The sequence below is a fragment of the Cupriavidus sp. D39 genome (assembly GCF_026627925.1).
Classification (GTDB): Bacteria; Pseudomonadota; Gammaproteobacteria; order Burkholderiales; family Burkholderiaceae; genus Cupriavidus; species Cupriavidus ulmosensis.
Window position 1 is genome coordinate 973,206 of sequence record NZ_JAPNLE010000009.1, and the last position, 12,596, is coordinate 985,801.

General features: G+C 62.5%; 8 protein-coding genes and 3 pseudogenes. 3 read left to right on the top strand and 8 right to left on the bottom strand.

Going from position 1 to position 12,596, the window contains the following annotated elements; all coding sequences use genetic code 11:
- Window positions 1–5 precede the first annotated feature (5 nt).
- Both OMK73_RS16370 and OMK73_RS16375 read right to left on the bottom strand, forming a co-directional pair.
- Window positions 6–2,789, bottom strand: coding sequence for a PAS domain S-box protein (locus tag OMK73_RS16370; protein WP_267602961.1), 2,784 nt, complete (start codon window positions 2,787–2,789; stop codon window positions 6–8).
- A gap of 125 nt (window positions 2,790–2,914) precedes the next feature.
- A pseudogene (locus OMK73_RS16375) lies at window positions 2,915–3,981 on the bottom strand (alkene reductase).
- Between OMK73_RS16375 and OMK73_RS16380 the strand changes: the two are divergent.
- Together OMK73_RS16380 and OMK73_RS16385 are read left to right on the top strand one after the other, a co-directional pair.
- Window positions 3,902–4,111 carry a hypothetical protein gene (locus OMK73_RS16380; protein WP_267606653.1) on the top strand — a complete coding sequence of 70 codons (210 nt, stop codon included), beginning with the start codon at window positions 3,902–3,904 and terminating at the stop codon, window positions 4,109–4,111. The pseudogene OMK73_RS16375 and the gene OMK73_RS16380 overlap by 80 nt on opposite strands.
- 235 nt (window positions 4,112–4,346) lie before the next feature.
- Window positions 4,347–4,796 (top strand): Rrf2 family transcriptional regulator, encoded by a 450-nt coding sequence (locus OMK73_RS16385; protein ID WP_267602962.1) that lies wholly within the window; start codon window positions 4,347–4,349, stop codon window positions 4,794–4,796.
- Between the two features lie 499 nt (window positions 4,797–5,295).
- On the opposite strand, the pseudogene OMK73_RS16390 reads toward OMK73_RS16385, so the two are convergent.
- From OMK73_RS16390 to andAc, 6 genes and pseudogenes are all read right to left on the bottom strand, one after another.
- Window positions 5,296–6,212 (bottom strand): annotated as a pseudogene (locus OMK73_RS16390) (dioxygenase).
- Window positions 6,213–6,233: 21 nt separating this feature from the next.
- Window positions 6,234–7,610: an MFS transporter gene (locus tag OMK73_RS16395; RefSeq protein ID WP_267602963.1), complete on the bottom strand. Its 1,377-nt coding sequence runs from the start codon at window positions 7,608–7,610 to the stop codon at window positions 6,234–6,236.
- A gap of 35 nt (window positions 7,611–7,645) precedes the next feature.
- A pseudogene (locus OMK73_RS16400) lies at window positions 7,646–8,867 on the bottom strand (NAD(P)/FAD-dependent oxidoreductase).
- Between the two features lie 14 nt (window positions 8,868–8,881).
- Window positions 8,882–9,214 (bottom strand): anthranilate 1,2-dioxygenase ferredoxin subunit AndAb, encoded by a 333-nt coding sequence (andAb, locus tag OMK73_RS16405; protein ID WP_267602964.1) that lies wholly within the window; start codon window positions 9,212–9,214, stop codon window positions 8,882–8,884.
- An 11-nt stretch (window positions 9,215–9,225) separates the two neighbouring features.
- On the bottom strand, window positions 9,226–9,702 hold the full coding sequence (andAd, locus tag OMK73_RS16410; protein ID WP_267602965.1) for an anthranilate 1,2-dioxygenase small subunit AndAd: 477 nt from the start codon (window positions 9,700–9,702) through the stop codon (window positions 9,226–9,228).
- A 1-nt stretch (window position 9,703) separates the two neighbouring features.
- Window positions 9,704–10,981: an anthranilate 1,2-dioxygenase large subunit AndAc gene (andAc, locus tag OMK73_RS16415; RefSeq protein ID WP_267602966.1), complete on the bottom strand. Its 1,278-nt coding sequence runs from the start codon at window positions 10,979–10,981 to the stop codon at window positions 9,704–9,706.
- Between the two features lie 423 nt (window positions 10,982–11,404).
- Here andAc and OMK73_RS16420 point away from each other — a divergent pair, with 423 nt between their 5' ends.
- Window positions 11,405–12,418 (top strand): AraC family transcriptional regulator, encoded by a 1,014-nt coding sequence (locus OMK73_RS16420; protein WP_267602967.1) that lies wholly within the window; start codon window positions 11,405–11,407, stop codon window positions 12,416–12,418.
- Window positions 12,419–12,596: the final 178 nt, after the last annotated feature.

A 12,596-nucleotide genomic window follows, 5' to 3' on the forward strand; every position in this document is an offset into this window, starting at 1 on the left:
GTTCCTCACGCCGGTTCCGTGTCCGCGCCTGCGGACTGGCACCTGGCACCAAGACGGTTGCCGTCCGCCATGCGGCCCGCACGGCACGGAACGGAGAATGTAAACGTGGCACCAAAGCGCTCGTTCGAGGTAGCCCACAGTCGGCCGCCATGGCGCTCGATGATGGAGCGACTCACAGACAGGCCGATGCCCATGCCTTCCCTCTTGGTCGTGTAGAACGCGTCGAAGAGCTCATCCGCACGCTCCGGTTCGAACCCTACCCCTGAATCGCTCACGGCGAGTCGCACACAGTCGCCATCGTCCCGTTCAATCTCGACCAGTATCTGCCGCGGACGGTCGTCCACGCCCTGCATCGCCTCTATCGCGTTGAGAAACAGATTCAGCACCACCTGCTGGAGCTGGACCTTGTCGCCTGTGATCGGCGGTAGGTTGTCGGCCGTTTTCAACCGCAGCACAATCCGTTTCCTGCGGATGTCGCTGCGCATCAGCTCAATGACCTCACATGCGGCTTCGCCCAGATCTACCGCATCGGTCATGACGACCTCCTTCCTGAACATTGCGCGCAGACGTGTCACCACCTCCGAAGCGCGTTGCCCGTCGCGGATCGTGCGTCGCACGGTCTCGAGGGCGCCGTCGACATTGGGCGGCTCGGCGCTCAGCATGCGCAGACCGGTGCGAGCGTTGGTCATGATGCCGGTCAGCGGCTGGATGATCTCGTGCGCGATCGAGGCCGTCAGCGCACCCAGGCCGTCGACCCGGCTCACATGAGCCATTTCTGCACGCAGGCCGTAGAGTGCTTCTTCGGACTGCCGGCGATCGGTCACATCTTGCACGGCGCCGATGTAGTCCAGCTGGCCCAGCGCATCACGCGTGGCGTGAGCCTGCATGCGCACGTACTTGACCGAGCCGTCGGGCAACAGCAGACGATGATCGGACTCCAGATTCCTGCCATCTTGTGCCTGCTCGAGCGTGTTATGCACGATATGAAGATCGCCAGGGTGGACTCGCGCAGTGACCATGTCCATTGTTATCCGCGCCCCCGGCTCGATCCCGTAGATGCGATAGAGCTGCTCCGACCAGGTGATCGAACCGCTTGCCGGGCACCAGAAAAAGCTTCCGCTTAAACTGAGCTTCTCCACTTTGGCCATCAGCGCCTCGCTTTTCCGCAACTGCTCGTCCGCCCGCTTGCGCGCCGTGATGTCGCGCGTCACGCCCAACTGCACGATCGATCCGTCGCTGCTGTGCAACGGCGCGGCATGGGTTTCCATGTGTCGGCGTTCGCCGTGCAGGGTGATGATGTCGAATTCCAGGAAGCCCGTCTTGCCCGAGCAGATGTCCTGATTGAATTCGATATACCGTTCGCGATGCTCGGGAGCCACGAAATCATAGAAGCATTTCCCGACGAGCGCTTCCCGGCCCGGTGCCCCCGATATGCCAATTCCAGCCGAATTGACGCGCAGCAGCGTACCGTCGTGCGCGATGACCTTCACGCACTCGGGCGTGGTCTCCACGATCGCTCGGAAGCTTTCCTCGCTTCTCTTCAGTGCCAAGTCGCTCTGTGCGCGTTCGATGGCGATGCTCGCGATGTGCGTGAATTGGGCGATCAGATCGCGCTGGGAAGGCGTGGGGCTTCCGGGTGCCGACGAATAGAGGGTGAAACTGCCCAGGGCTTCGTGGGTACGCGACAAGATCGGCGTGGCCCAGCATGACCGCCAGCCCCGAGCGACGTTCCGCTCCCGCCACTCCTGCGTCCAGCGGGTCTCCGACGCAATATCCGGCACGATCACCTGTGTCTTGATGGACACAGCTAGTCCATAAGGTCCCGACTCGTTGCTGACGGGGATTTCACTCCCATCATCGTCGCCCGGCATCAGCCTTGGCGCGCCAACCCGCTGAAACGTCATGCTGTCAGCATCGATCAACGAGATGCCGCATCTGCATCCGCTCGCGGCGTCTTCGGCCAGTCGGCACAAGTCATCCAGGACCGAGAGCAAAGGCAGCCCCAAGGCGACCATTTCGAGCAGCCGCTTCCCGCCCGCAAGTAGCGCCTCGGCGCGCTTGTGGTTGTCGATATCAGTCTGCAGGAAATGCCAGAGAACGATTCGGCCCTCGTCGTCCTGCAATGGGAAACCTTGCACTCGAGACCATCGGTAGACGCCGTCGGCACGACGATGGCGGGACTCGAAGTCATACGGCTCGCCAGCGCTGATCGACGCATAGAACCGGGCAACAACCGCTTCCAGGTCATCCGGATGGGTCAGGCCATTGGTCTCCCACTCCTGTAGTTCCTCGAGAGTCACGCCTGCGTAATCGAGCGTATAGCGATTGGCATGAAGAACCCCACCTTCCGGCGCAAAGAGGATGACTGGCGTAGGTAAGCTATCCACGATCAGGCGAAAGCACCGCTCATTCGCGCGCAGCGCGGCTTCGGCCCGCTTGCGGTCCTCGATATCCGTGTTGATTCCGCACCACTTCACGACCTCGCCGGCAGCGTCAGTCATCGGGCTGGCGCGGACAAGGAACCAACGATACTCCCCATCGGCGCGTCGCATTCGCGCTTCCGCTTCACTCGGCTTGTTGGAAACCACGGTGGTGCGCCAGCATTCAAGCAGCGCGGGCCGGTCGTCGGGGTGGACCACCGACTGCCAGCCCTCGCCGGCCGCTTCTTCCACGGAAAGCCCGGTATATTCGCACCAGCGTCGATTGACGTACTCAGCGCGACCGTCAGGGAATGCGGTCCATACCAACCCCGGTAGCGCATCCACGGTTCGAGTGAGGTCATTCACCATTTGGTCCTTTCCTGCCGGCGCTCTACCAGCGCGAGTTGTTCGACTTTCTGCCCGCGCTCGAGCGGTCGCGCGTATGCATGTCAGTACGTGCAACTGCTATGCGGCGCCGGCAGCGCACGTCGGCTTCAGACAGCTTCGTCGAGCAACGGATAGTCGTTGTAGCCGGTGTCGTCGTCCGCGTAGATCGTTTCCGGATTGACCGCATTGAGCGGCGCACCGCGTCGAAAGCGCTCCACCAGGTCAGGATTGGCGATAAAAGGACGCCCAAACGCCGCCGCGTCCGCCTCGCCGCGTTCGATGGCCAGCTCCGCGCTCTCCCTCGTCAGCCCTTCGTTGAGGATGTAGGCCCCTTTGAAGATACGCCGCACGTCACGACCGATGCGATCGTCGCCGCGATCCAGCGCCTCGCGCGCAAAAATAAAAGCGATGTTGCGCGCGTTGAGTTGCTCGGCGACATACGTGAACAGCGCGCGCGGATTCGAATCGCGCATCGAGTATGAACTCGACATCAGGTTCAGATGCACGCCAATGCGGCCCGCCGGCCAAACCGTGAGCAACGCGTCGACTGCCTCCAGCAGGAAGCGCGCGCGATTCTCGATCGAACCGCCATAACGGTCGATCCGCTGGTTGGATCCGTCGTGCAGAAACTGATCAAACAAGTAGCCATTTGCCGCGTGAAGCTCGACGCCATCAAAACCAGCGCGTTTTGCGTTTGCGGCGCCGACCCGGAAATCCTCGACGATGCCAGGAAGCTCTTCGGTCTCCAGCGCACGCGGTACGGTGTACGGGCGCTGAGGCCGCACACGCGTGACATGGCCTGCCGGCGCAATGGCGCTGGGGGCGACCGGAAGTTGGCCGCCGTGGTAGACCGGATCGGAAACTCTCCCGACGTGCCACAACTGGGAGACGATCAGGCCGCCCGCGTCGTGTACCGCGGAAGTCACCTCTTTCCAGCCGGCGATCTGCTTCTCGGTCCAGATGCCCGGCGTGTTGGGATAGCCAACGCCCTGAGGCGTGACCGAAGTGGCTTCGGTAATGACGAGTCCTGCGCTCGCGCGCAGCACGTAGTGCCGCGCGTTGAGGGGCCCGGACTGCGCTCAGAGAACGCGCGCATGCGCGTGAGCGGTGCCATGACAATGCGGTTCGGCAGCTTCAGCGCGCCGATCTGGATAGGATCGAAGAGTGTGGACATCTGCAGGCTTCTCGTTTCGGTATTGAAGATGAAAGGAACGGCCGCACCGTTTCCGCTGACTATGGAGCGTCGTAAAGCCTACGTGCATTGCCGCAGCACCTACGATGTAACCATTGTTGTTACACCATAAATCATTCGTGCCATCAGCACAAGTCTCTCGTCATGAACGTTCGACGTCGACGAGACGAGAATGGTATGAGCGGAGCGGATTTGGCACGTCAATGGGACCCAGGCGTGTAGCCTGAAATCGCCCGTCTTGCGAGGCTGCGAACGCGCGAGGTCACCGGATTCATCAAGCCCGTCAGGTTGACAACCCATACTGTAATGAATATTGTTACAACTAAACTCACTAGTAGAGGCTTTCCATGAGCGCCAACAGCCGCTTGACCGTGGCGACCCATATCCTTGCGTGGATGGCGCTCGTCACGCGGGAAAATCCTGAGCCAGTCACGTCCGACAGGATCGCTGCGAGCGTCAACACCAATCCGGTGGTGATTCGTCGTACCCTCGGGTTGCTTGCAAAAGGCGGCCTTGTCGAAAGTTATCGCGGCGTCAACGCGGGATGGCGTCTGACCAGGAGTGCGGACGCCATCAGCCTGCTGGACGTCTTTGATGCACTTGAAGAGGGTGCGCACTTTGCGCTGCACCCTTCGAAGCCCAGCCAGGCGTGCCCCATCGGGCGAGGCATCGGATCGACGCTGAGCCACGTCTATGAGTCGATCGACGATGGCGTTCGAAAGACGCTTGCCGCCACGACGATCGAAGCGGTACTTGCAGACACCCTTGCATCGAGATCGTCGAAAAAACGCGGCTGAATCCGGGTCGGTTGCATCGGGGACATCGGTCCAAAAAGGTGATCGAATGAATCGTCGCTAAAGAAGCAATGGTGCGGGTTGTCGTCCAATCGAGCCAGCCGTCACCAGATCAAGCTGAGCCGGGCGACCGCGATACACTGCCGTTTGTCCGACGAGGCACCACTGCGCAGGTCTTTTCCACGGAAGAGCCAAGCCGAGGCCCGGGCGCCATCGTAAAGCCGATAGCCAGTACATTCAAATAATTGTCATGGATACGATCGGCGTCGCCCTGATGCTCGACGAGAATGCGTGACTGGAACTGGTGTTCATCGGATTCACGACGCGCACGGTCGGCGGCAGCGCGCTGAGCGTCCGCTGAGGGACGCCGAGCGGCCGTCCAAGCCGAGGTTGGCGACCGCCTCCTCCGTCCGGAGACAGGCAGAATGCCGACGCAGGGCGAGCCGATGGGCTGCGCCAACGGGATCATGATGACCTCGCCCTACCTCGGCGATCCGCGCGATCAGAGCGCTGCCGTATCGTATCGGCTCGCGGCAATCATTTCGTCTTCGCGCAGCGCGTCCTGGAGCACAAAGTCGAAACGCACGTGCGTGAACCGGCCAGTTACCCCTAGCGACGCAAACTCCGTCGAGCTTTCCACCTTCGTGAGCGCCACCACCAGGCCGTCGCGGGTGGCGAAGGCGAAGTCGTCATCCAGGAAGGTGTCTCCCGGGATGTTGACCTGCGTGGTCAGCGCGCGCTTGCCGCCACCCGAGACCAGGAAGTGAATGTGGGCCGGCCGGTTGCCGTGCCGCCCAAGCAGGTCGAACAACTCGGAAACCGGGCTGCCCGGCGGAATCGCGTAGCCAGGCGGCAGGAAGCTGCGGAAGCGATAATTGCCCTCGGCGTCGGTCTCGATCCGGCGGCGCAGGTTGTAGGCGGGCTGGTCAGGATCGAAATGCGAGTACCGTCCGAGTTCGTTGCAGTGCCACACGTCGACACTGGCGTGCGGCACTGGCTTGCCATCGAGGCCCAGCACGCGGCCTTCCATTACCAGCACTTCGCCTTTTCCTTCATTGCCTTCATCCAGGAGGACCTCGCGCATGGCCAGCGGCGCGCCGGCCACGTACAGCGGCCCTTCGATGGCGCGCGGCGTGCCCTTCTCACGCGCTTCGGCCTGGTCTGCCTCTTCTGCCAGGATATCCAGCAACCGGTCGAAGCCCAGGCCCGCGGTGATCAGGCCGACCATATTGGCTTCGCCCAGGCGGTTCAGCCATTTCATGGCCGACCAGAATTCCTTGGGGTGACCTTGAATTCCTCGATGGTATGGAACAGATCGGTGACGATGCGTGCGGTGACGGCGCGAACGCGGTCGTCGCCAGCGCTGACCTGGCTGCCATTGACCAGCGCCAGGAGTTGGGAGGTGGTGTACTCGGCCATGATGCATGGTCTCCTTAGATTTTAGAGTTTGCGGGGGTGAGAAATATTGAGAATCGCGTCAGTGCCGGCGGCGTTGCCTTGCTCCGTGGCCGCCGACGCCGACCGTGCGTGGTTGATGATCAGCACGGCGGCTGCCGCGACGACGCCGGGCACCGCGATGGACATGAAGTTCTGCTCCAGCGGAAGCCCGAAGCCGACCAACATGCCAATCACGATCGGCGCCAGGATGGCGCCGCCACGGCCGACGCCCAGGGTCCAGCCAATTCCCGTGGCACGGATGGCAATGGGATAGAACTGCCCCGCATAGGCGCAGCCGACGATCTGTGTACCAATGGTCGACGCGCCTGCAAGGCCGACGAGTACGTACAGCAAGCCGGCTGGTACCTGGTGGCCCAGCATGGTGATCGATACGGCGGCCAACAGGTACATGCCCACCAGGACGTACTTGATGTGAAACCTGTCGGCCAGCCATCCGCCGCCAATCGCGCCGATCATGCCGCCAAGGTTGAGCACCAGCACAAAGGTCAAGGCGGAACCAAGGCTGTAGCCTGCGCTCGCCATCAGCTTGGCCAGCCACGAACTGAGCGCGTAGACCATGAACAGGCACATGAAGCACGACAGCCAGAACATCAGTGTGCTCAAGCCGCGCCCCTCCCTGAAGAGCTGGCGGATGGGTGCACCTGCGGCGACGTCCGTGCCTGTAATCACGAAGCGGTCGTCTGCGCGCGGGGCGTAGCCAGGGTCGATTCGCCCGGCCAGCCGCCTCAACTCGTCACTGCGCCCACGCAGGATCAGGAATGCCACCGATTCGGGCATCGACTTGAGGATAAGCGGGATCAGCAGCACGGGGAGTCCCGCGGCGATGAATACGGATTGCCATCCATAGGTCTCGATCAGACCCTTGCCTAGCAGGGCCGCGAGCATGCCCCCGATCGAGTAGCCGCTGAACATCAACGTCACCATCGTGCTGCGCACGCGCTGCGGTGCATACTCAGTCATCTGCGCGATCACGTTTGGCATGACGCCGCCGATGCCAAGACCGGCCAGGAAGCGCGCCGCGCCGAACGAGAGCGGGTCTGTACATAGCCCCGCGACGGCGGTGAAGACGCTGAACAGCGCGATGCAGATCGTGATCGCCCAACGCCTGCCGATCTTGTCGGCGATGGTGCCGAGCAAGATGTTGCCGAACATCATGCCGAACAGCGCCGAGCTGACCAGCAGGCCGGCCTGCGTGGGATCGATCGCCATCTGCTTCATGATCGACGGCAAGGCGATGCCGACCACGGCCAGATCATAGCCGTCGAAAACGATGATCAATGCGCACCAGATCAGCACGCTGTAATGGAAGGTATTGAGCCTGGCGTCGCTCGCCAGTTTTTGTATATCGATTTGCCGCATAGTCTCCTCTCTATTCTTCTATCTTTCTATCGTTGTCAAAGCTTGGCCAGTGGCACGCTTTCATCAGCCAGGCTATCCGGACTGACAAGAGTGCGTCTCTCGATCAGGCGGCGCGCAAATCGCAGGTCGCGGGCGGCGTTGCCGCCCAGCGCGGCCACCACCCGTTCGCCTTCCAGGTAGAAGAAGATGAAGCCACCCGCCGCTGGCAGGTCGCGTACGACCACTTGATGGGATGGCGACGGCACGCCGTAGATCTGCAGGTTCACGCCGTATTGGTCGGACCAGAACCACGGCAAGGGGTCGTAGTGCACGGCAACGCCGAGCACCGACTTTGCCGCCGCGATCCCCTGCTCCTGGGCGTTCTGCCACGACTCGAGCCGCATGTTGCGCCCGGCCCAGCCGTTGCGCGCGACCGCGAGGTCTCCGGCGGCGAACACGTCAGGATCGCTGGTCCGGCACTGTGCGTCGACCAACACGCCGCCATCGCAATGCAGTCCAGCCGCGCGCGCCAGTTCGTCGTTGGGAACCAGGCCGATGCCCACCACCGCGACGTCGCAGACGATCTCGCGGCCATCGGTCAACTTGACCATGAGGGTGCCGTCCGCCATGCGCGCGAAGCTGGCGACATTGGCCTCCAGCAGCATCTTGGTGCCATGTGCCGTGTGCAGGTCAAGCAGCCGCTCCGACAGTGCGGCCGGTACGCTACGCTCGCATAGTCGGCACATCGCCTCGATCACAGTGGCCTGCGCGCCGCGCTGACGCGCGGTAGCGGCCACTTCCAGTCCGATCCAGCCACCGCCAACGACGGCAACGCGGGTGCCGGGGCGCAGCGTGGGCGCCAGGCGCAGGGCGTCGTCAATCGTGCGCAACACATGCACGCCCGGCAGGCTCGCGCCGGGAACGTCGAGCGCTCGGGCACGGCCACCGGTACACAGCACAAGCCTGCTGTAGCCAATGGTCTGCCCGTCAGTGAGCGTAACCCGCTTGCCGCGCGGTCCAGCCCGGCGACTCGTGTGCTCGCCAGCCATTCGATCGATAGCGTGGCCATCATCTCGGCGCTTAGCAGATGCACGCTTTCCGGCGTTGCCTCGCCCGAAAGTACCGCCTTGGACAGCGGCGGGCGTTCATAGGGGGATGCGGCTCGTCACCGATCAGCACGACCCTGCCCTTGAAGCCTTCGTCGCGCAGTGTGCGCACCGCCCAGCTTCCGGCCTGGCCGGCACCGATGACGACGATTGTGGTGAGGTTCGTATTCATGGCACTCCAGGCGTTCAGGTGGCCGCTACGACTTGCGGCAGGACCTGGATCTGCACCCGGCCGCCCGCCACACGCAAAGGAAAGGTCTGGACCGGCTTCACGCACGGCGCCTTGCGCGCCTCGCCGGTACGGAGGTCGAACAAGCCCTGATGCAGCGGGCACTCGACGCAGCCGTCCTCGACAAAGCCTTCCGACAATGGCACGCGCTCGTGCGTGCACAGGTCGTGCAGCGCGAAGAGCTCCTCGCCCACTCGGAACACCGCGACCGGCAAGCCCGCCGCCTCGACCGCGCGCGGCTCGTCCTCGATGAATTCGTCGGCCGCGCCGACGTCATGCCATGTACTCATGGGAACCGCTCCTAGATCGGCGTAGCGAGAAGGGTCTGGACACGCGAGGTGTCATAGATGACCCGTTTTTCCTTGTAGCGCCACTCGCCGTCCTGCTTGACGACGGTGTCGCGATAGCAGCCCGCCTGGTACACGACGCTCTCGCCGGCCGCGCCAGTATTGACGACGATATAGCTCGACAGCGTGCGCACTTCCTCGTCGCTCATCGACTCGATCACCAGGCCGCCTAGTGCATGGCGATAGGCATGTGCTTCAAAGATGTTTGCGTGGCGCAGCGCGACGATGCGGTCGCGCATCATCATCTGGTTGCGGCAATGGATCACCGGCGCCGGCAGGCCGCGGTCTGCGTTCTCGCGCGAGATGATCGTGTACGTGCCATCCTCCGTGAAGAAGCCCGGCCAAGCCTCGAGCAGGTTGTTGTCGATCGCGTGAACGTAGCGGCTTTGCAACTCGCTCAGCTCCCACCAGATCTGCAGGTTCTTTTCCATCTCAGTACCCCATCGCCCGCTGATATCCCGCCCAGAAGCGGCGAATCAGGTTTTCGGTGATATTGCTGTTGGTCTGCTCGGGCGCATCCAGGCCCATGCCCATATAGGAAGTCTTGTCGCCATCCCGGACGGTGCCACGCTGCACCAGTTCGGTGGCCTCGGTATCCTCCATCGAGATGAAGCCGGCCGGCCCGACGAGGTTGGCCTGCAGAAGCCGCAGCTCGCGCAGCTCCGGGGTGTCGTCCTCGTAGCCGAAGAAGTGAAACACCAGCTCGAAGTTGCTCGGACCCTTCGGCAGCAACTGGCGGGCAACCAGCGTGTTGTGGATCTGCTGGATGACCAGTTGCGGGAAGAGCGGCTGGATATGGTTGGTGCAGTCTTCTTCGAACTCGGGGATCTGCCCCAACACGTAGGGATCCTCGAGTGCGAAGCCGTCCTGCATGGAGCGGATCTTCTGGTCGGTGTACGCCGCCGCGGTATTGGTATCGGCCTTCGGCTTGGTCACCGTGATCAGGCTATGCAGGCCGTGCGTCGCATCCGGAATGGAGCGCGCGCTCATGCCGACACGGAAGATGTTGAACGTGGTGTGGAAAAGATGCAGCAGGCTCGCGTGATACGGATCCTTCACGTTCTCCAGGTAGAGCTTCCAGTTCGACTTTGAATACTGGCGCGTACAACCCAGGTACACGATGGGCTTGTGGAATACGCGATCCACCCAGGGACGCATCTCCGCACCCAGGTATTCGGGCAGTGGCGGCGTCTCGTCGCTGAAGGTGGCGAAGAGCAGGCCCTTGTACTCTTCGACGCGCAGCTTCTGCAGGCCGTGTGCCTTGGGGTCGAAGGCCTTTGCCATGCCGACGAGCGTGACCGCGCCTTGCTTCTGGCCGCGACGGAACGGCACCCCTTGCAGGTCGCCCTCGCAAGAGTAGTTCCACTGGTGATAGACGCAGGTGTGCGATTCCGCATTCCCATATTTCTCGCGACAGACCATGGCGCCGCGATGCGCGCAGCGATTGACCCAACAAGCGAACCCGTTGGCGGTGCGCGTTACCACCACCGGTGTATCGCCGACAAAGGTACTCTTGAAGTCATTGAGGGCGGGAATCTCGCTGGCCAGAGCCACGAAGCTCCAGTACGGCCCGCGATAGATGCGTTCCTGCTCCCGGTCGTAGACCTCCTGTGAGCTGAAGACGCTGTAGGGGACGCAAGAGCCGTCCGTCTGGGGGAAGAACACCTGCCGGCTGGCGGCGCTCTCGGCGATCTGTGGAGAATCTGACATCGCTGTCTCCGTGAGGTTATGTGTGTTATCGGATGGAGACAGTGTAGAAATCCGCCGCGCCGCGGACTATCCGGAAATGGTGAACTTGGGGCGCGGGCAAGTCCGCTTCTTGCGATTCGCGGCGGGACCATCCGAAAACGGCAGCGATGCCGCCGGCGTCTATCCGATTCCGGCAAAGCTGCGTTGCAGCCTCGCCCGGGCACTACTTCTGCCGCGAGCGCTGTGGCAAGATAAGGCACATAAGAGGGGCGACCGACCCCTAGTCAATGAATCTGGGTCTTATGTAGCAGTTCCAGGATGAAAGACAAACCGGTCCTCGCGTACGCTACTTGGCGATACAGCGAATGCGACCAGGCAGCGCTGCGGCGCTAGCGTCTTATGCGTCGCATGGAAACCGCCGTAAAGTCAGAATGGGGACAAAAGATGCCACTCTCGCCGCGCACCCCCGCCCTGTCGGCCTTGTACAGGAATCCGCTCTTCCGCTCGGATGTGCACGTCGAGGCGCACGAGCAAGTCGCCCGCGAACTCGCCGACCATGTCCTGCGCTGGAAACCTGGCGCGCCGGATGCCGCGATGTTCAAGGGCGAACTCAACCGCTTGAAAACCTACGCGCTACGGTATGGTGCCGAAGTCGAAGTCTCGGCACGCCCGTTCGATAATTTTGCGCTGGTCCATACCTCCCTGCACGGCGGCGCCGAGATCGAATGCGATGGGCATCGCCTCTGGGTCGCGGAAGGACGCACTGCCGTGCTCGCACCGAAAGAACGCATTCGCCTGCGCTGGTGCCCTGGTAACCAGCAGATGATCGTGAGGGTTCCGCACAGCCTGCTGCGCGAGGCCATGGCATGCGAAGAAGACAAACGTATCGACCTGGTGCCGGGCTTCCTGCTGCCGCGCTCGCTCGAAGCGCACTGGGAACTGCTCGCGCATTCGATGCTGAACCTGCTCCCGCCCGCCGGCGACGCGGCCGCGCATGCCAAGTGGGTAGACCACTTTGAACGGCACCTGGCGTTGTTCCTGCTACTGCACCAGCCCGCGGAAGTTGCGCCGCTTACCGCCTCTCGTGACCACACCATGCTGCCAAGCGAGACAGACGATGTCCACGCGAGCCGCGGTACGCGCCAGATGGATGCCGTCATCGCATATATCGAGTCCCACCTCTGCGCACCGGTATCGCTCGAGGATCTGGCCAGCGTTGCCAGAGTGAGTTGCCGCACGTTGAATACCCTTTGCCATCGCTACAACGGCATCGCACCGATGGAACTGTTGCGCAACGCGCGCCTGGACGCCGTGCGCACGCGTCTGCTACTCGATCCCGGCGCCAGCATCACCGAGACCGCGCTGGCGTATGGGTTCGGGCATCTAGGTCGCTTCGCAGCCTACTATGCGGCACGCTTCAATGAACTGCCGAGCGACACCCAGAAGCGTCGAGACTAGGAAAGCCAGGGCCGGCTGCGAGACGCCGTTGTCCACTATTGGAGTTAATCGATCTTTTTGATTTTCTTCCAGCCTTTCGTAAGCGCCATTTGCACCCCTAAGCTCGCTGAAAGCGAGTGGCTCCGACCCGAGGTTCACGAAGACGAAAATCAGCGCAATGGCCAACAGCACGCCGCCA